The organism is Geodermatophilus sp. SMS 5-13, assembly GCF_059428245.1.
Map to the genome: position 1 here is coordinate 758,226 of NZ_CP165729.1, position 18,000 is coordinate 776,225.

The following is an 18,000-nucleotide window of genomic DNA, read 5'->3' on the forward strand; positions in this document are numbered from 1 at the left end:
CCCGGTACCTACCGCAGGATCATTCAGCTACTTCTGCCAGTCCGCCGTCCCCCTGCTTGTGTCTCACGCGGGGGCCGTCCGCCGCCGTCCCGCCTTGGGCAGGTCCTCGACGTCCGGCGCTTCAAACCCCGGCCGGTGGAAGCCGCCGACGACGCCGCGCGCCGACAGGTGCATGACGAAGGCCAGCACCCGGGCGACCGCGGTGAACAGCTGCGCCGGCACCTCCTGGCCGATCTCGCAGGAGGCGTGCAGCGCCCGGGCGAGCGGGATGTCCTGCACGAGCGGCACGCGCGCCTCCGTGGCGATCTCGCGCAGCTTGCTGGCGATCTCGTCGGCGCCCTTGGCGACCACCCGGGGGGCGCCCTTGTCCGCCTCGTACTTCAGGGCGACGGCGACGTGCGTCGGGTTCACCAGGAGGACGTCGGCCTCCTTGACGTCGCTCATCATCCGGTTCCGCGACATCGACATCTGCATCGAGCGCCGCTGGGCCTTCATGTGCGGGTCGCCCTCGGACTGCTTGTGCTCCTGCTGGATCTCGTACCGGCTCATCTTGAGCTGCTTCATGGTGCGGAGCCGCACGATCATGTAGTCGGCGATCGCGATGACCAGGCCGGTGATCGCGACGGTGCGCATCAGCAGGACGGCGCAGTCGGTGAACGTCGCCACGACCGACGACAGCGGCAGCGACCCGGACGACGAGACGAGCTCCTTCGCCCGCCCGCTGGTCACCCCGACCACCGCGGCGAGCGCCGCCGTCTTGATCAGCGACTTCGCCGCCTCCCAGAGGCCCTGGCCGCCGAACATCTTCTTGATGCCGTTCAGCGGGTTGAGCTTCTTGAGGCTGGGCTTGACCGCCTTCGTCGCGAAGGTGACGCCGCCCTGCGCCGCCGACGTCGCGAACCCGACCGCCATGAGCCCGAGCGCGGTGGGCAGCAGGCTGGTGAGGAAGACGGAGAGCGCCTCGCCCATCAGCGTGGAGATCGCCGCCGCCTCGGGTCGCTGGGCGACCGCGCCGATCTGCACGAACAGCGCCTGCACCTTGGTGAATCCCGAGCTCACCAGCATGGGCAGCAGCACGCTGGCCGCCGCGACGCCGGCCCACGTGCCGAGCTCCGGCGTCCGTGGGATCTGCCCTTCCTTGCGCGCCTCCTTGAGGCGCTTCGGAGTGGGCTTCTCTGTCTTCTCACCACCCGGGCCGTCCTTGGCCACGCGTCACCCGCCTTTCAGCGAGACGATCGCGCGGGTCGCGTGCTCGATCAGGGTGTCCAGCGCCGGGGGCAGCAGCGGGAAGGTCAGCCCCAGCAGCGTGAGCGTCAGCATGATCTTCACCGGGAAGCCCAGCGAGAAGATGTTCAGCGCGGGCGCGGCCCGGCTGAGCAGCGCCAGCGCCACGTCGGCCAGCAGCAGGACGGCGACCATCGGGCCGGCGATCTGCAGCGCGGCGAGGAACATCATCGACAGCGCCGTCATGAGCACCGACGCCAGCTGGTCGGTCGGCACGGTGCCGCCGACCGGCAGCCCCTGGTACGACGTCGCGAAGCCGCGCACCAGCATCAGGTGGCCGCCGCTGGTGAACAGCAGCGTGGTGGCCAGCATGTAGTGCAGCCGGCCGATGTTGCTGGTCATCGTCATGGCCAGCGGGTCGTAGGCGGGCTGCAGCGAGAAGCCGCCGGTGAGGTCGAGCAGGTCACCGGCGATCTGCACCGCGGTGAACAGCAACTGGACGATGAAGCCCAGGCCCGCGCCGATCGCCACCTCGGTGACCGCGCCGACGATGACGAAGGCCGGCGACGGCGACGCCGGCAGCCCCGCGGTCACCCGGTCCAGCAGCGCGACGGACAGGGCGAGGGCGAGCGCCCCCTTCACCGCCGCCGGGATGCTGCGGGAGTTGAACGGCGGCGCGAGCAGCACGAAGCCCGCGGCTCGAGCGGTGGCCAGGAGCAGCCCGACCAGGGTGACCGCGGGGACCGAGAGGTCCACGGCCGGTCAGGTCCGGCCGAGCAGCGCCGGCAGCATGTCGAACAGCGTGTGGGTGAAGCTCACCATCTCGTTGAGCACCCAGTTGCCGGACACGAGCAGGGCGATCGCGACGGCGATCATCTTGGGCACGAACGAGAGCGTCTGCTCCTGGATCTGGGTCGCCGCCTGGAACAGCGAGATCAGGAAGCCGACCAGCAGCGCGGTGATCAGGACCGGCGCCGCGACCTTGGCGGCGAGCAGCATCGTCTGCGCCGCGATCTCGGTGACGTCAGCGTCACTCATCGCTCGACTCCGCGCTCGTTCCGCTCCTCGGTCGCTGGCGCTCCCTGCGATGCTCGCTCGCGCGTCGTTCTCGCGTTGCTCATGGCTACCCCGCTCCGTAGGAATGGACCAGCGCTGTGGTGATCAGCGCCCATCCGTCGACCATGACGAAGAGCAGGAGCTTGAACGGCAGCGAGACGATCGCCGGCGGCACCATCATCATGCCCAGCGCCATGAGCGCCGCGCTGACCAGCATGTCCAGCACCAGGAACGGGATGAACACGACCAGCCCGATGATGAAGGCGCTCTTGAGCTCCGACAGGACGAACGCCGGGATGAGCGTGGTCATGCTGACCTCGCTCTTGTTCGCGGGTGCATCCTCGCCGGACAGGCCGATCATCAGCTTGAGCTCGTCCTCGCGGGTGTTGTCGAGGAGGAACTCCCGCAGCGGCACCACACCGGCGTCGTAGGCCTGCGAGACCGACGCCTGGCCGTTGAGGTAGGGCTGCACGGCCACGTCGTTGATGTCGGAGAAGACCGGGCCCATCACGAACAGCGTGAGGAACAGGGCGATGCCGGTCATGACCTGGTTCGGCGGCGACTGGGCCAGGCCCAGGGCGTTCCGGACCAGCGACAGGACGACGACGATCTTGGTGAACGAGGTGCACAGCAGCAGCACCGACGGCGCCACCGACAGCACCGTGATCGCCAGGATCAGGGTGATCGACGTGCTGGGGCTGCCCCCGCCGACCGAGATGTCCACCCCACCGTCCACGGCCGGGGCCGCCGGGTCGGCCGGGGCCGTGGGCGCCACCGGGTCGGTCGGCGCCGCGTGCGCGGGCCCGGCCACCAGCAGCACGACCACCACGGCGGCCAGGGTCAGCAGCAGGACCAGCGCCAGCCGGCGCCGGGTGAGCAGCGGACGCCGGGACGCGTTCAGCGTTCCGGTCGCGCTCACGAGGTGACCGCCAGCGCTGCTGTGCTCATGCGTGAGCTCGCACGCTCGCTCACGGGCGCCGGACCGTCTTCTCGCGCAGTTCGCTGACGAACGAGCCCCAGCCGTTGCGGTCGAACACCGTGCCGCTCAGCGCACCGGACGACGTCCGGGCCACGACCCGCGGCGGCGCGACGGGCTGCTGCTCGCCGTCCTCGGGAGTCCGGGCCGGACGGGCCGCCTGCCGCGCGCCGACGGCGGCCTCGACGGTCTCGGCGTCCACCTCGGCGAGCAGGGTGACCTGCTCCTCCGTGGCTCCGACCACCAGGCAGGTGTCGCCGATGCGGACGACGTTGACGGTGCTGGACCGCCCCATCCGCTGCCGGGCGACGACCTCGATCAGGCCGTTGCCCTGGCCCAGGCCGCGCTTCTTGGCCAGGCGCGCGGCGAACCACAGGACGCCGCCGACGAACGCCAGCGACAGGAACAGCCGGATGATCATCCACGTCATCTCAGAGGGCCTCGGCCGCGTCCGTGACGATCTCGCTGATCCGCAGGCCGAAGTCCTCGTCCACGACGACGACCTCGCCGCGGGCGATCAGCGTGCCGTTGACCAGCAGATCGGCCGGGGCGCTGGCCGCGCGGTCGAGCTCGACCACCTCGCCGGGGTGCAGGGACAGCAGCTCCTGCACGGTCATCCGGGTGCGGCCGATCTCGACGGTGACCTCCATGGCCACGTGCCGCAGCAGGTCCAGGCTGCCGCGCTGGCCGCCGGTGGCGGGGCGGGGCAGGTTCACCTGCAGCGCGAACGTCGCCTGGTGCTCGCCGTCGGCCAGCAGGGGGACGGCGACGAACATGCCCTTGTCGCGGAGCCCGTCGAGGGCGGCGACCGGCTCCTCCACCCGCTCGGACGCGACGCGGACCCGGCCCAGCGTCGCGGCGGCGGCCTCGAGCGCGGGGCGCAGGGCGGCGGCGACGTCCATCCGGCCGACGGGGGAGTTGGACAGCGCCTCGACGACGTCGGCCGACACCACGAGGACGACGTCCCCGCTGACCTCGCCGGAGAGCCCCGCGGTGATCGCCGACGCGGCGGCGGGCGGCAGGGGGACGGTGTCCGGGTCGCTGACCGGGGCGCCGGGCACCAGCTCGGCGGTCGCGGGCACCAGCGCGGCGGCGGCACGCGCGGCCGCCGAGACCACCGCGGTGACGGTCTCGGAGTCGGAGTGCTCGGCGGTGCGAGGGGCGGTCATGCGGTGTCCTTCACGGCAGCAGCGGGGGTGGGGACGATGGCGGCAGCCAGCCGGCGGCGGTGGTTGCTGGCGATCGCATAGGCGAACGTGACGTCGTTCGTGGTGACCTCGAGCGGGCTGTCGCGCGGGTGGCGCAGCAGCAGCACGTCACCGACGGCGAGGGAGAGCAGGTCCTCCGAGGAGACGGTCAGCGGGGCGAAGCGCACGCTGACGTCGACCGGCACGAGGTTGAGGCGGGCGGCCAGGGCCTCCTGGGCCCGTTTGCGCTTGCGCAGCGCCGACTCCGACAGCTGCGGCGAGGCGGCGTTGTTCAGCGCCGGCGCGAACGAGGAGAACGGCAGCACGAGCGTGGCCTGGCCCTCGCGCTGCCCGATGGCCAGCGTGAACGAGGCGACCATGACCGTGTCCGACCCGGACGCGGCCTGGGCCAGCTGCGGGTTGTACTCGATGCTGTCGACCTCGGGCTGCACGGTCGTGATGTGCGCGAAGGAGGCCGCGAACTCGTGGAGCAGCCGGTCCAGGAGGTGGCCGTGGATCGCGCTCTCCATGCCGGTCATCGGCCGGTTCGGCTGCTCGGCCGTGCCGGAGCCGCCGAGCATGTGGTCGACCGTGGCCATGGCGATGTCGAGGGGGTAGGCGAGCATCCCCTTGCCGGCCAGCGGCTCGATCGTGAACGTGGCGATGTAGACCGGTTCGGGCAGCGTGGCGATGTAGTCGTCGTAGGAGAACTGCTCGATGCCGGCCAGCTCCAGGCGGGCGCCGGCCCGGAGCATCGAGGTCAGGTGCGTGGTCGCCTGGCGGGCGAAGGCCTCCTGCGCGATCTGCAGGACCCGCACGTGCTCACGGGAGAGCTTCGTCGGCCGGCGGAAGTCGTACGTGCGGGGCTCGCTGCGGCGGGACCGCGACCCCAGGGCCTGGGACAACGGGCCTGCCCCGGAGGCGGCGCCGGTCTCGGGTCGGGTCACGTCCCCCCTCATCGGCGGGGGAGGGGGGCACCCTGACCGGCTGGCGGTTGTTGCCGTCGGCCCGCGGGAGGGCTGTGACTACTGGGACCAGCGCATGCGCGAAGTGCCAGTCCCGGCGTCCGGAACTGGCACTTCGCGCAGGAGGTCGACCGCTACTGGGTGACGTACTCGTTGTAGTAGACGCTCATGACGATCTCGTGACCGTCCTCCTCGTAGGCGTCGACGATCTTCTTCTCGAGCGCCTCCTTGAGGGCGTCCCGCGCGCCGGTCACGTCGGCGGGGTTGGCCTGGGAGAACGAGGAGATGACGAGGTCGAGGGCCTTGGACCCGTCGACCTCGCCGCCGCTGTGGCCCGACGCCGCATCGGCCGTCAGCTGCAGCGTGATGCCGATCTTGAGGTAGCCGCCGCCGGCCAGGTTGACCGCGATCGGGTCCAGGACGACGACCTCGCCCGGCTCCGGCTCGGCGGCCTCCGCCTCCCCGCTGCCGGAGAAGAGGAAGAAGTAGGCGGCCGCACCGGCGGCGACGAGCAGGACGGCGACGACGGCCAGCAGTTTCGTCTTGCCGCCCTTGGCCGGGGTCTCCTCGGCCTCGGACTTGGACTTGTCTGCCATGTGTCTTCTTCTCCTAGTTGCCGTGCGCGGCGTCGAGCGCCGCCAGCTGTGCGTTGGCCTCGGCGGAGGCGGTGGACAGGACGACGACGTCGACGCGCCGGTTGACGGTGACCGAGGCCGGGTCGGAGTCCGGGACCAGCGGCTGCGTGTCGGCGTAGCCGGTGGCCGACACCCGGGGCGCGGGCAGTCCGCGGGTGATCAGGTACCGGACGACGGCGGTCGCGCGGTCGGTCGAGAGCTCCCAGTTCGACGGGTACGGGCCGCCCGGCGTCACCGGGATCGAGTTGGTGTGGCCCTCGATCCGGATCTGGTTGGGCAGCGCGACGAGCTCCGGCGCGATCGCGTTGAGCACCCGCACGCCGTCGGCCCGCAGCGCCGCGGACTCGGCGTCGTAGAGGACGCCGTCGGAGACCACGTGCACGACCAGGCCGCGCTCGTCGATCTCGTACTTCGCCGCACCGGGGTAGCCGGCCGCGGCCAGGGCGGCGTCGATCCGGTCACGGGCGGCGGCGAGCTCGTCGTAGGCGGTGGTGGCCTCGGCCTCGATCGCCTCCGCCCGCTGCAGCGCCGCCTGAGCCGCGGCCGCGTCGACCTGCTCCTGGGACAGCCCCTGGGAGGTCTTCGTCTGGCCGACGCCCGCGGCGATGTCCACCGGGTTCGGCAGGCCGTCCAGCACCGAGTCCGTGGAGCCGGTGGCGTTGGTGTCCATCGCGCTGACCGGGGCACCGAAGCTCGCCGACAGGCCGCTGGCCAGCGCGGCGAACTTCTCCTTGTCGATCTGGCTCATCGCGAACAGCACGATGAACAGGCACATCAGCAGGGTGACCATGTCCGCGTAGGAGACGAGCCACCGTTCGTGGTTCTCGTGCTCCTCTTCCTCGTGGCCCTTGCGCTTGCGCCGGCGGCCGTGGCCGCCGGAACTCACGCCGCCTCCTGCTGCTTGACCTCGCTCGGCGGCACCAGGGAGGTGAGCTTCATGCGGACGGCGCGCGGGCTGGTGCCGGCCTGGATCTCGGTGATCCCCTCGACCAGCAGCTCCATCTGGGCCGCCTGGAGGTCACTGATCCGCGTGATCTTGGCGCCCATCGGCAGCCAGAAGATGTTGGCCGAGAGCACGCCCCAGAGGGTGGCGACGAACGCACCGGCGATCAACGGGCCGAGGGACTCGGGGTTGGAGAGGTTCTCGAGCACGTGGATCAGGCCGACGACGGTGCCGATGATGCCGACGGTCGGCGCGTAGCCGCCCATGGCGGTGAAGAACTTGGCGGCGACCTTGTCCTCGGCCTTCTTGGCGGCGATCTCGCTCTCGAGGACGCCGCGCAGCTCCTCGGGGTCGGTGCCGTCGATGCCCATCTGCAGGCCGCGCTTGAGGAACGGGTCCTCGATCTCCTTGACCTGCGCCTCCAGCGCGAGCAGGCCCTCCTTGCGGGCCTTCTCCGCGAGGCTGACCAGGGTCTGGATGCGGTCGGCGATCGGCGGCACCTTCGCCGGCATCAGCGCCTGCTTGAACCAGCCGCCCATCTTCTTGACGTCGGCCATGGCCGAGCCGGCGATCGCGGCGCCGAACGTGCCGCCGAACACCAGGATCAGCGGCGGCAGCAGGATGATCGCCATCGGGCTGGAGCCCTCCATGATCATGGTGACCAGGAGGGCGACCATCGCGAGGGCGATGCCGATCAGAGTCGCCGGATCCATGGATCAGCGCTCCTCTCGGGTCGGGAACGGGACGACGGACGAGCCGGTGGCCGGGCCGTCGGAGGACGACGTGCGGTACTCGCCGCGGTCCATCTCGTAGGAGGTGGCGAGGATGCTCGCCCGGTACTCGCGGATCTCCTGCAGCACTTCCTCGACGCTCTCCCGCACGACGTACTTGGTGCCGTCCACGAGGAACGCCACGGTGTCGGGGTGCGCCTCGACGCGCTCGATGAGGTCGGGGTTGAGCGCGAATCCCTCGCCGTTGAGGCGCGTCACACGGATCACGGTGGGTCCTTCGCTCAGGGGACTGGGCCCCGACGGTGGGGCAGGGACAGCACTCTCCGTATCGGCTCGAAACCGGCCAGGCTTGAGCCGAACGGCCTGTTCACCCGTCGGGATTCGGGTCGCGCCGCCACGCGCGCCGCGACGCCGGACGGCCCGGCGCCCTTGCGGGCGACCGGGCCGTCGGTGGAAGGACCCCTCGAAAGGACCCCGTCCTCCTCACCGCTCGCACGCTCGCGGCGAGCCTCTGGACGGGGCCACCAGCCCTTCGCAAGCTCAGGGTGGGACCCGGGACGGGGCCGAGGCAGGCGCCGACGGGGGATCGGTGCCGGTGCCGCTAGCGCTTGAGGTTGACCAGGTCCTGCAGGATCTCGTCGGACGCCGTGATGACCTTGCTGTTCGCCTGGAAGCCGCGCTGGGCGACGATCAGGCCGGTGAACTCCTCGGAGAGATCCACGTTGGACATCTCCAGGGCGCCGGCGGTGAGCGTGCCGCGGCCGCCGGTCCCGGCGACCCCGACCAGCGGGTTGCCGGAGTTGTCGCCCACCCGGTAGGAGCTGTTGCCGGCCTTGCTCAGGCCGCTCGGGTTGGTGAACGTGGCCAGCGCCAGCTGACCGATCGGCTCCCGGCGGCCGTTGGAGTAGATGCCGGTGATCGTGCCGTCGTTGCCCAGGGAGAACGACTCGAGCGTGCCGAGGGCCGACCCGCTGTCCACGGGGGTGGTCGCGGTGACCGTGCTCTTGCCGCCGTACTGGGTGACCTTGGTCAGGTCGATGTCCACCGTGCCCCACGGCACGGCGAGCCCGGTGATCTGCTTGGCCGCCGGCGTGGTCATGACGCCGGTCGCGCTGAAGTCGAGGCTCTGGTTGGTGCCGTACTGCGTGGCGCCCTCCATCACCTTCATCGTCCAGGTGGTGGCCGGCGAGGCGTCCTTGGTGAACACGTAGCTGATCTGGTGCTCGTTGCCGAGGGCGTCGTACATCGTGACCTGGGTCTGCACCGGCGCGTCGGTCGACACCGCCTCGGCGGACAGGTTGCCCGCGGCGGCGCCGCCGGTGGTGGCGACCGGCGCCACGATCTGGCCGTAGGGGATCTTCAGGTCGTCCACCGGGCCGTTGGTGTTGATGACACCGCCGTTGGCCATCCAGCCCTGGAGGATCGCGCCGTCCGGGGTGGTCAGGTTGCCCACCCCGTCGAAGTCGAACGAGCCGGCGCGGGTGTAGAGCGTCTCGTTGCCGGACTGGGTCATGAAGAAGCCGTCGCCGCTGATCATGAAGTCGGTCGAGCGGCCGGTGTTCTGCGTCGAGCCCTGGCCGAAGTTGGTCGAGATGCTGGCGACCTTGACCCCGAGACCCACCTGGGCCGGGTTGGTGCCGGCGGTGTCCGCGGTCGGGGCGGAGCCGTTGCGCAGGACCTGCGAGAGCGTGTCCTCGAAGACAGTGCTGCTGCTCTTGAAGCCGACGGTGTTGACGTTGGCGATGTTGTTGCCGACGACGTCCATCTTCGTCTGGTGGGCGCGCAGGCCGGAGATGGCCGAGAACATCGAACGGAGCATGGGAGGGAACTCCTCTATCGGGTCGGATCGGGGAACGGGAGCGGGGGGAGGTCAGGCGACCTCGGTGATCCGGCCCATGGGCACCGACTGGCCGTCGATGGTCGCCGTGGACTCGGTGGTGTCGTCGCCCAGGACGACGGAGGTGACCTTGCCGGTCTGCTCGACGCCGGTGTCGTCGGTGTAGGTCACGGTGTGGCCGACCAGCGAGCCGGCGCTCATCGACTTCTGCAGCGCCACCAGGGAGGCGTTCTGCGTGACCAGCTGCTCGAGCTTCTCCACCTGGGTGAAGGTGGCCGTCTGGGACATGAACTGCGTCGTGTCCGCCGGGTTGCTCGGATCCTGGTAGCGCATCTGCGCCACCAGCAGCTTGAGGAACGTGTCCTTGTCCATCTGGTCGTCGCGGCTGACCGTGGACGTCGCGGTGCTGGTCGCGACCGCGCTCGTGCCGCTCACCGGGGCTGTCATTCGTCGTCTCCGTGTGTCAGACGCGCACGTCCACGCCGGTCGACGTGGACGACGAGGTGGAGGTGGGGACCGGCCGGCCCTCACCGTGGTCGGGCGTGCGCAGCCACGGGCCGGGCCGGCCCTCGCCGCGCTGCTGCGAGCCCTGCTGCGACTGGCCGGCGGTCTGCTGCTGCGTCGCCGACCACGAGCCGGTGTCGCGCGAGACGTCGAGCCGGGAGCACGTGACGCCGGCGCTCTGCAGCTCCCGGCGCAGCTCCGGCAGGGCGTCGAGCAGCGCCGCCCGGCCGTGCTCGGAGGAGCCGTGCAGGGTGAGGTCGACGGTGCCGTTGCTGACGGTCGCCTGGATCTGCACCGGGCCGAGGTCGTCCGGCGTCAGCACCACGGTCATGGTGTGGGCGCCGTCCGGCCGGCCGGCCAGGACGGCGACCGGCTGGGCGACCTGGGTGCTGACCGCGGGCTGCTGGGCCGGGGCGGCCGGTGCCGGCGCCGCCGCCGTCGGCGCCGTCGCGGGAGCGGCCGGTGCCGCGGCCGCCACGACCTGAGCCGGGGCGGGTGCGGACCCGTCGCCGTCGGACCGCGCCTGCTCCGAGCCCCCGCCCGTGGAGGTCGGCAGGGATCCGTCGGCCTCGGCGACCGCGGTGGCGCGCTCCGCGGGCGCCGCGGCGGCGGTGTCCTCTGTCGCGCCGGCTGCCTGCACGTCGGCGGCCGGCGTCGTCGCGGCGACCGGTGCGGCCGGTGCCGCCGGCGCGGTCGTGACCACCACCGGCACGCCGTCCAGCGCGGCCGCGGCGTCGGCGGGCTGGGGTGCGCCGTCGGCCGAGGGCGCCGGAGCGGCCGGAGCGGCGGCTGCCGGGGCGGGGGCCGCCTGCACCGGGACCGCGGCGGTGACGGTCGGGGCCGCGGCTGCTGCCGGCGCGGCGGCCGGGAGGTGGGGACCGGCCGGGGCGGCGGGCGCGGGGAGGTCGGCGGCCGACGGCAGGCCGGTGACCGCGGGGGCCGCCGGAGCGACCGTGGCAGCGACCTCGCCGACCACGGGGGTGCCGGCGACCGGGTTCGGGGCGACCGCGGGCTGCGCGGCGGCGCTCAGCGCGCCCTGGACCAGCAGCGCCCACACGGCGCCGGGTGCGGCGGTCACCGGATCCGGCGCGGTCGCCGTCTCCTCGTCCTCGGCGGCGGTCTCGTCGGTCGCCTTCTCGGCGTGGGCGGAACCGTCCGGCCGGTCGTCGCGCGGCCCGACCGCGCGGCCGCGCGTGGGCTTGGCGGCCCGCTCGGCGGCCCGCTCGTCGTTGCGCTGGTGAGCGGCCTCGCTGACGACCCGGCCGGGGGCGGTCTCGCGGCCGGCGGAGAGGGCGCCGTCCAGGGCCGAGGCGAACGCGGCGGAGCCCTCGGCCCCGGACCCGCCGGGAGCGGGGGTCGACGCGGGCCGGACCGCGGGCATGCCGGGAATCACAGGAGCGCTCATCGGTAGGCCTCCGCCTTGCTCATCACGGCACGGACGTAGTTCTGGGTCTCGCTGAAGGGCGGGATGCCGCCGTAGCGGCTGACGTTGCCCGGGCCGGCGTTGTAGGCGGCCAGCGCGAGGTCGGTGGAGCCGAACTGCTGGGTGAGGGACGCGAGGTAACGCGCGGCGCCGTCGACGGACGACGCCGGGTCGAAGGCATTGACCCCGAGGCCCTGGGCGGTCGCCGGCATGAACTGCATGAGGCCCTGGGCGCCCGCGGGGGAGACCGCCTGGGAGTCGAAGCCGGACTCCTGGGAGGCAACGGCGGCCAGCACCGAGGCGTCCACGCCGTAGCGCGCCGCGGCGCTGGTGAACAGGTTCGCGTACGGGACGCCCGCGAGCGCGCTGCTCGAGGCGGTGGCCGACGCGGAGGACGACGCGGGCAGGACGCGGCGGATCACCGTCGGGGTGCCGACGTCCTGCACCTTGACCGTCTCGCCCTCCTGCGGCGCGGCGATCATCTTGCCGCCGCCGAGGTAGATGCCGACGTGGTCGACGCCCGGCCGCGAGGAGCTGTAGTCGAAGAAGACCAGGTCGCCGGGGCGCGCGTCGGCGAGCGAGGCGACCGCCTGGCCGGACGTGGCCTGCTGCGAGGAGGTCCGCGGCAGGTCGATGCCGAGGTTGCCGTAGACGAGCTGGGTGAAGCCCGAGCAGTCCAGGCCCTTCGAGGGGTCGGTGCCGCCCCAGAGGTACGGCACGCCCAGGTACTTCATCGCCTCGCTGACCACGCCCTGCTCGGACGCCGTCCCGGCGGTCCCGGTCGCGTAGCTCGTGTCGGTGCCGGACAGGCCGGCGGACGCGGCCGCCGACGCCCAGTTGGTGCTCGCCGTCGTCTGCGCGCGCAGCACGAAGCGCTGCTGGATCTCGGCGATGCGGGACTGCACCGCGGTCACTCCGTCCACGGCACCTCCCCGGTGCGCGGGCGGCCGGCGCGGCCGGTGACGAGGTCGTCCACGGCTCTCTCCTCGGCAGCCTGATCGGCCAACCGGATCGCCTCGGCGTGCCGATCCTTCAATCGCTCGAGCCCCTTGGTCCGCTGCGCGGCCGCCGTCCACTGCGCGCGGACCAGTTCGGCCTGCTCGGCGGTGGCCGTGGCCAGGGCCCGCTGGGCGGCGGCGTCCTCGGCGGCCACGCGCAGCAGCGCCATGGACGCGAGGAAGACGCCGGGGGGCGCGGAGGCGGGCGGCCGGGCCCCGGCGAGGGACTGCTCCCGCTCGGTGGCGCGCCGGTCGGCCTCTGCGGCGGCGTTCATGGCCTGCGCGGCTGCCTCGGCCGCGGCGCGCTCCTGGGTGCGGCGCAGCTCGAGGACCGGCTGCAGCCGGAAGGCGGCACGCTTGCCCACTACGCAGCCTGGCCGGTCACGATCCGGTGCAGCCACGCCCAGGACTCCTCGGGGGGCGTGCCGTCACCGACCGGCTGCTGCAGGAAGGCGTCGATCGCCGGGGCCAGCGCGCGGGCGCGGTCGACCGTCGGGTCGCTGCCGGCCTGGTAGGCGCCGATCTCGATGAGCTCCTTGACGTCGCGCAGCGCGCCCATCAGCCGGCGGGCCTCGCGGGCGTCGGCCATCCGCTCCGGCGCGACCACGGCGCCGGCGACCCGGGAGATCGACTCCAGGACGTCGATGGCGGGGAAGTGCCCCGTCGTGGCGAGCTTTCGGGTCAGCACGATGTGCCCGTCGAGGATGCCGCGGGCGGTGTCCGCGATCGGCTCGTTGTGGTCGTCGCCCTCGACCAGCACGGTGTAGAGCCCGGTGATCGAGCCGGTCGCGCCGGTGCCGGCCTTCTCCAGCAGCTTGGGCATCATCGCGAAGACGCTCGGCGGGTAGCCGCGGGTGGCCGGCGGCTCGCCCGCGGAGAGCCCGACCTCGCGCTGGGCCATCGCCGTCCGGGTGATCGAGTCCATGAGCAACAGCACGTCGAGGCCCTGGTCGCGGAAGCCCTCCGCGATCCGGGTCGCGACGAACGCGGCCTTGAGCCGCACCAGCGGCGGCTCGTCGGAGGTGGCGACGACGACGACGGTGCGGGCCATGCCCTCCTCGCCGAGGGTCTCCTCGAGGAACTCCCGCACCTCGCGGCCGCGCTCGCCGATCAGCCCGATCACCCGGACGTCGGCGTCGGTGCCGCGGGTGATCTGCGCCAGCAGGGTCGACTTGCCCACGCCGGAGCCGGCGAAGATGCCCAGCCGCTGGCCCTTGCCGCAGGGCACGAGGGTGTCCAGCGCCCGGACGCCGAAGGTCAGCGGCTGGTCCACCCGCGTCCGCGACAGCGCGTGCGGGGTCTCGCTGGACAGGTCGACCCAGGAGACGCCGGCAGACAGCGGGCGGCCGCCGTCCACCGGCCGTCCGAGCCCGTCGAGCACCCGGCCCAGCAGCCCGGCGCCCACCGGGACCTGCAGCGGCCGGCCGGTGTTGCGCACCGGGGCGCCGGCGTGCACGCCGGAGAGGTCGCCCAGCGGCATGCAGGTGAGCTTGTCCCGGCCCACCGCGACCACCTCGGCGAGCAGCGCGCGCGGGGCGCCGGGGTTGACCTCGACGAGGTCGCCGACGGCCGCGACGACGCCGTCCACCGAGAGGGTCAGGCCCATGGCGCCGACCACCTGGCCGGTGACCTGGGGCCGGGCCGCGGCCCGGGCCCGGGGCAGGAGGATCTCCAGACTCATACGGCGAGGACCGCCTGGACCCGCTCGAGCGCCGCACCGAGCTGCGCGTCGATGCGCTGCGGGCCGGTCTCGGCGACCGCCCCGGCCCGCTCGACCGACGGGTCGCCCAGCACCGACACGTGCGCCGGGAGCGCCTCGAGCGCCTCGGCGGGGATCTCCGCCAGGTCGTCGGGGTGCACGCGGACGACGACGGGGCTGTCGGTCGGCGTGAGGGTCAGCGCGCGGCGGACGGCGTCCAGGCCGGGTGACTCGGCCAGGGCCAGCTCCCGGCCGAGGAGGTCCTCGACCAGCGTGAGGACGGCGGAGAGGATCGACTCGCGGATGTCCTCGGCCACCGGCACCGCGGCCTGGTCGAGCTGGGTGACCGCGGCGCCGAGCGCGGCGGTCGCCGACACCAGCCGGCGCTCCCAGCGGGCCTGCACCTCGGCCAGGCGCTCGGCGGCCGCCCGCTCGGCCTGCGCGACGACCTCCTCGGCAGCGGTCAGCCCCTCGGCGTGACCGGCCGCGAACCCCTCGGCGTGCGCCTGCTGCCGCAGCCGCTCCAGCTCCTCGGCGTAGACGTCGCCGAGCCGGAACGACGGCCGCCCGGTGACCGGCGCGTCGGCCGGGGTCTCCGGCGGCACCGGCTGGTCGGCCGCCCGGCGGATCGTCGTCCGCCGGTTCTCGGGGGACGGCCCGGAGTCCCGGGGCAGCTCGGCGACCGGGAACGCAGCCGGAGCCTGGACCGGAGCCGGGGCCTGGTACGGCATGACGTCCCGGTAGGACACCGCCCTGGCCGCGGAGGCGCCGCGCAGCAGCGCACCCTCACGCGACGAAGTCATCGTCGCCCCCGCGGCTGATGGTCAGGACGCCCTGCTCCTCGAGGGTGCGGATGACGCCGACGACCTTGGCCTGGGCCTCCTCGACGGTGCGGGTGCGGACCGGGCCGAGCAGCTCGATCTCCTCCAGCAGGTTCTCGGCGGCGCGCTCGGAGAGGTTGCGGACGACCTTGTCCCGGACGTCGGGGCGGACACCCTTGAGCGCGGTGGCCAGGTCGTTGGCCTCGACCTCGCGCAGCACCAGCTGCAGCGAGCGGTCGTCGATCGTGACGATGTCCTCGAACACGAACATCTGGCTGCGGACCTGGTCGGCCAGCTCCGGGTCGGTGCTGTCCAGCCACTCGAGGATGGAGCGCTCGGTCGGCCGCGGCGAGCGGTTGATGATCTCGACCAGGGTCTCCACGCCGCCGACGGTGGTCATGTCCTGATGGGCGAGCAGCGAGCCCATCCGCCGGCCGAGCTCCTCCTCGACCAGCCGCACCATCTCCGGCGACGTGCGATCCATGGTCGCGATGCGGTGCGCCACCTCGGCCTGCTGCTCCGGGGCGAAGCCGGAGAGCACCTCGGCGGACTGCGCCGCGGTGAGGTGGGCGAGGACCAGGGCGATGACCTGCGGGTGCTCGTCCTTGAGGAAGGTGACCAGCTGGCGGACGTCGGCATTGCGCAGCGAGGCGAACGGCACCTCGGTGTAGACGACGTTGAGCCGCGACAGGATGCCGTCGGCCTTGTCCTCGCCGAGCCCCGCGGCCAGGATCTCGCGGGCGAACTCGACACCGCCGCGGCCGACGAAGCGCTGCGCGGTCATCATCTGGTGGAACTCGTTGAGGACGCCGTCGACGTCCTCCGGCTCCACCGCGTTCAGCCGCATGAGCTCGCGGGTGAGCGACTCGACCTCCCGTGGCCGCAGCTTGGCCAGCAGGATGCCGGCCTCCTCCTTGGTCATCTGGGCGAGGAAGACCGCCGCCTTGCGCAGCCCGGGCAGCTCCGGCCGCGCCGGCGTGACCTGGGCGGTGGTCGCGGGCAGGTTCGCCGCGCCGCCGCCCAGCCCGACGAGCTGCTCCACCGACGCGATGCTCATCGGGTCGCTCCGCTCTGGTTCGGGCTCACGCCGACGCTCCTGACTTGGACTCGGACAGCCAGCCGCGCAGCATGGCCGCGACCTCGTCGGGCTTCTCCGCGACCATCGAGGAGATCTCGCCGCGCACCCGCTGGCGCTCCGCGGCCTCCAGCTCGAGGGCGGCGGTGTCGATCACCGGCGGCTCGTCACGGATGCTCTGCACCCGCAGCCGCTCGAGCTCGGCGAGCATGTCGTCGGAGAGCTCGAGGGGCTCGTACTCCTCCTCGACCTCGCCGCGGCGGCGCGAGCGCAGCCAGACGAGCAGGATCACCAGCAGGATGCCCAGGCCGATGCCGCCGGTCTTGATCAGCGACCACATCTGGGCCTGCTGCTCGGCCTTCTTCGCGGCCGCGATCTCGGCGGCCGCCTGGTCGGCGGCGGTGGTGTCGAACGGCATCGCGGCGACCGTGATCGCGTCGCCGCGCGCGGTGTCCAGGCCCACGGCGTTGCCGATGAGGGACTGGACCTGCTGCTGGTTGAGGTTGCCGGCGACGGTGCCGTCCATGACCACCGAGACCGTGAGCCGGTTGATCGCCCCGGGGGCCTCCTGCGTCGTCGTCGTGGTGGTGTCGACGGAGTTGTTGACCGTCGACTCCTGCTTCTCGTAGCTGGAGTTGCCGCTGCCGGTGGTGGCGTCCGCGGTGTTCTCCGGCCCGAGCACGCCGCCCACGCCGGTGCCGTCGCCGGAGTAGGTCTCCTTGGAGGTGCTCTCCGAGACCGGCGGCGTGCCCTGGTTGTAGGTGTGCGTCTCCGACGTCGACTGCCGCTGCGAGAGGTCGAGGTCGGCGCGCACCGAGACGACGGCGCGGTTGGGACCCAGCACCTGGTCGAGGATCTTCTGCGCGTTGGCGGCGAGCCGGTTCTCGTACTCCTGCTCCATCTGCGAGCGCTGGTCCCCGGCCGCGGCGGTCAGCCCCGTGCCGGCCGCGGAGAGCACCTTGCCGCTGGAGTCGGCGACCGTCACGTCGGTCGGGTCCATGCCCTCGATGCTCGAGCTGACCAGGTTCGTGACTGCGTTGATCTGCTCGCCGGTGAGGTCGGTGCCTGCGGCGAGGTCGAGCAGCACCGACGCCGTCGGCTTGCCCTGGTCCTCGACGAAGACCTCGTCCTTGGGCAGCGCGATGTGGACGACCGCGGTGTTGACCCCGTCGATCGCCTCGAGCGTGCTGGCCAGCTCGCCCTCGATGGCGCGCTGGTAGGTCACCTGCTGCTGGAACTCGCTGGTGGTGATGCCCTGCTCGTCGAGCAGCGCGTACCCCGTGTCCTGGCCGGCCGGCAGCCCCTTGCCGCTCATGGACAGGCGCAGGTCGTAGACCTGGTCGTTGGGCACCATGATCGTGCCGCCGCCGTCGGTGAGCTCGTAGGAGACGCCCTGGGCGTTGAGCTCGTCGACGATCGCCGAGGCGTCGGTGGAGGCCAGGTTGGAGAACAGCGGCGAGTACGTCGGCGCCGTGATCCAGTTGTAGAAGAAGAACCCGCCGAGGATCAGCCCGACGGCGAGCAGGCCGATGACGACCTTCTGCCCCAGACTGATCGTCGAGAGCACGGACCGGATCCGCGCCAACGGCCCGGCGAGCGCAGCAGGCATCAGACTTGCATCCTCATGATCTCGTTGAAGGCGTTAACCGCCTGGTTCTTGATCGTGACGACCATCTGCGTCGCCAGTGACGCCTCGTTGCTCGCGATCATGTAGTCGTGCACGTCCTGCAGATCGCCGGTGGCGGCCTGCGTGGCGAGGTTGTCCGCCGTGGACTGCGCACCCTGCAGCTTGTCGAGCGACGAGGCGAGGACCGACGCGAAGTCGGCGCCGCTGCTGCTCGAGGCCGCGGAGGTGCTGCCGACGCTGCTGGGCGCGGCCACGCCGGTGAACCCGGCGAGGGAGATGCCGGGGATGGGCGAGCTCAC

Annotated in this window: 21 protein-coding genes; all 21 read right to left on the reverse strand. The window is 72.5% G+C overall.

Annotated features, from left to right (window positions below):
• Nucleotides 1-63 precede the first annotated feature (63 nt).
• The 21 genes from AB3388_RS03615 to fliE all read right to left on the reverse strand — a co-directional run bounded on the left by AB3388_RS03615 (nucleotide 64) and on the right by fliE (nucleotide 18,000).
• Nucleotides 64-1,209, reverse strand: a complete 1,146-nt coding sequence (locus AB3388_RS03615; protein ID WP_495409387.1) for an EscU/YscU/HrcU family type III secretion system export apparatus switch protein — start codon at nucleotides 1,207-1,209, stop codon at nucleotides 64-66.
• 3 nt (nucleotides 1,210-1,212) lie between these two features.
• Entirely contained in the window at nucleotides 1,213-1,980 is a 768-nt protein-coding gene (fliR, locus tag AB3388_RS03620; RefSeq protein ID WP_495409388.1) for a flagellar biosynthetic protein FliR, read from the reverse strand.
• Between the two features lie 6 nt (nucleotides 1,981-1,986).
• Nucleotides 1,987-2,262, reverse strand: a complete 276-nt coding sequence (gene fliQ, locus AB3388_RS03625) for a flagellar biosynthesis protein FliQ (RefSeq protein ID WP_495409389.1) — start codon at nucleotides 2,260-2,262, stop codon at nucleotides 1,987-1,989.
• Nucleotides 2,263-2,347: 85 nt separating this feature from the next.
• Nucleotides 2,348-3,199: a flagellar type III secretion system pore protein FliP gene (gene fliP / locus AB3388_RS03630; RefSeq protein WP_495409390.1), complete on the reverse strand. Its 852-nt coding sequence runs from the start codon at nucleotides 3,197-3,199 to the stop codon at nucleotides 2,348-2,350.
• 49 nt (nucleotides 3,200-3,248) lie between these two features.
• On the reverse strand, nucleotides 3,249-3,686 hold the full coding sequence (locus AB3388_RS03635) for a FliO/MopB family protein (RefSeq protein WP_495409391.1): 438 nt from the start codon (nucleotides 3,684-3,686) through the stop codon (nucleotides 3,249-3,251).
• Nucleotide 3,687: 1 nt separating this feature from the next.
• Nucleotides 3,688-4,425: a flagellar motor switch protein FliN gene (gene fliN, locus AB3388_RS03640; protein ID WP_495409392.1), complete on the reverse strand. Its 738-nt coding sequence runs from the start codon at nucleotides 4,423-4,425 to the stop codon at nucleotides 3,688-3,690.
• Nucleotides 4,422-5,390: a flagellar motor switch protein FliM gene (locus AB3388_RS03645; RefSeq protein ID WP_495409393.1), complete on the reverse strand. Its 969-nt coding sequence runs from the start codon at nucleotides 5,388-5,390 to the stop codon at nucleotides 4,422-4,424. The genes fliN and AB3388_RS03645 overlap by 4 nt, the downstream gene beginning before the upstream one ends.
• A gap of 152 nt (nucleotides 5,391-5,542) precedes the next feature.
• Nucleotides 5,543-6,004, reverse strand: coding sequence for a flagellar basal body-associated FliL family protein (locus AB3388_RS03650; protein ID WP_495409394.1), 462 nt, complete (start codon nucleotides 6,002-6,004; stop codon nucleotides 5,543-5,545).
• 13 nt (nucleotides 6,005-6,017) lie between these two features.
• Nucleotides 6,018-6,929, reverse strand: coding sequence for a flagellar motor protein MotB (locus AB3388_RS03655; RefSeq protein WP_495409395.1), 912 nt, complete (start codon nucleotides 6,927-6,929; stop codon nucleotides 6,018-6,020).
• Nucleotides 6,926-7,699 (reverse strand): motility protein A, encoded by a 774-nt coding sequence (locus AB3388_RS03660; protein ID WP_495409396.1) that lies wholly within the window; start codon nucleotides 7,697-7,699, stop codon nucleotides 6,926-6,928. Before AB3388_RS03660 ends, AB3388_RS03655 begins: the two co-directional genes overlap by 4 nt.
• 3 nt (nucleotides 7,700-7,702) lie before the next feature.
• Complete coding sequence (locus tag AB3388_RS03665) at nucleotides 7,703-7,984, reverse strand: flagellar FlbD family protein (protein ID WP_495409397.1); 282 nt, start codon at nucleotides 7,982-7,984, stop codon at nucleotides 7,703-7,705.
• Between the two features lie 334 nt (nucleotides 7,985-8,318).
• Nucleotides 8,319-9,536, reverse strand: a complete 1,218-nt coding sequence (locus AB3388_RS03670; protein ID WP_495409398.1) for a flagellar hook protein FlgE — start codon at nucleotides 9,534-9,536, stop codon at nucleotides 8,319-8,321.
• Nucleotides 9,537-9,587: 51 nt separating this feature from the next.
• The gene (locus AB3388_RS03675; protein WP_495409399.1) at nucleotides 9,588-10,001 is read right to left on the reverse strand and encodes a flagellar hook assembly protein FlgD; all 414 of its coding nucleotides are present in this window, start codon (nucleotides 9,999-10,001) and stop codon (nucleotides 9,588-9,590) included.
• A 16-nt stretch (nucleotides 10,002-10,017) separates the two neighbouring features.
• Nucleotides 10,018-11,463 carry a flagellar hook-length control protein FliK gene (locus AB3388_RS03680; protein WP_495409400.1) on the reverse strand — a complete coding sequence of 482 codons (1,446 nt, stop codon included), beginning with the start codon at nucleotides 11,461-11,463 and terminating at the stop codon, nucleotides 10,018-10,020.
• A complete protein-coding gene (locus AB3388_RS03685; RefSeq protein WP_495409401.1) occupies nucleotides 11,460-12,404 on the reverse strand; it encodes a transglycosylase SLT domain-containing protein in 945 nt (314 codons plus the stop codon). The genes AB3388_RS03680 and AB3388_RS03685 overlap by 4 nt, the downstream gene beginning before the upstream one ends.
• Entirely contained in the window at nucleotides 12,392-12,844 is a 453-nt protein-coding gene (locus AB3388_RS03690) for a flagellar export protein FliJ (RefSeq protein ID WP_495409402.1), read from the reverse strand. The genes AB3388_RS03685 and AB3388_RS03690 overlap by 13 nt, the downstream gene beginning before the upstream one ends.
• Nucleotides 12,844-14,160: a FliI/YscN family ATPase gene (locus tag AB3388_RS03695; RefSeq protein WP_495409403.1), complete on the reverse strand. Its 1,317-nt coding sequence runs from the start codon at nucleotides 14,158-14,160 to the stop codon at nucleotides 12,844-12,846. Before AB3388_RS03695 ends, AB3388_RS03690 begins: the two co-directional genes overlap by 1 nt.
• Entirely contained in the window at nucleotides 14,157-14,981 is an 825-nt protein-coding gene (locus AB3388_RS03700; protein ID WP_495409404.1) for a FliH/SctL family protein, read from the reverse strand. The genes AB3388_RS03695 and AB3388_RS03700 overlap by 4 nt, the downstream gene beginning before the upstream one ends.
• A complete protein-coding gene (fliG, locus tag AB3388_RS03705; RefSeq protein WP_495409405.1) occupies nucleotides 14,965-16,056 on the reverse strand; it encodes a flagellar motor switch protein FliG in 1,092 nt (363 codons plus the stop codon). Before fliG ends, AB3388_RS03700 begins: the two co-directional genes overlap by 17 nt.
• Before the next feature lie 25 nt (nucleotides 16,057-16,081).
• Nucleotides 16,082-17,683: a flagellar basal-body MS-ring/collar protein FliF gene (gene fliF / locus AB3388_RS03710; RefSeq protein ID WP_495409406.1), complete on the reverse strand. Its 1,602-nt coding sequence runs from the start codon at nucleotides 17,681-17,683 to the stop codon at nucleotides 16,082-16,084.
• The gene (gene fliE, locus AB3388_RS03715; RefSeq protein WP_495409407.1) at nucleotides 17,683-18,000 is read right to left on the reverse strand and encodes a flagellar hook-basal body complex protein FliE; all 318 of its coding nucleotides are present in this window, start codon (nucleotides 17,998-18,000) and stop codon (nucleotides 17,683-17,685) included. The genes fliF and fliE overlap by 1 nt, the downstream gene beginning before the upstream one ends.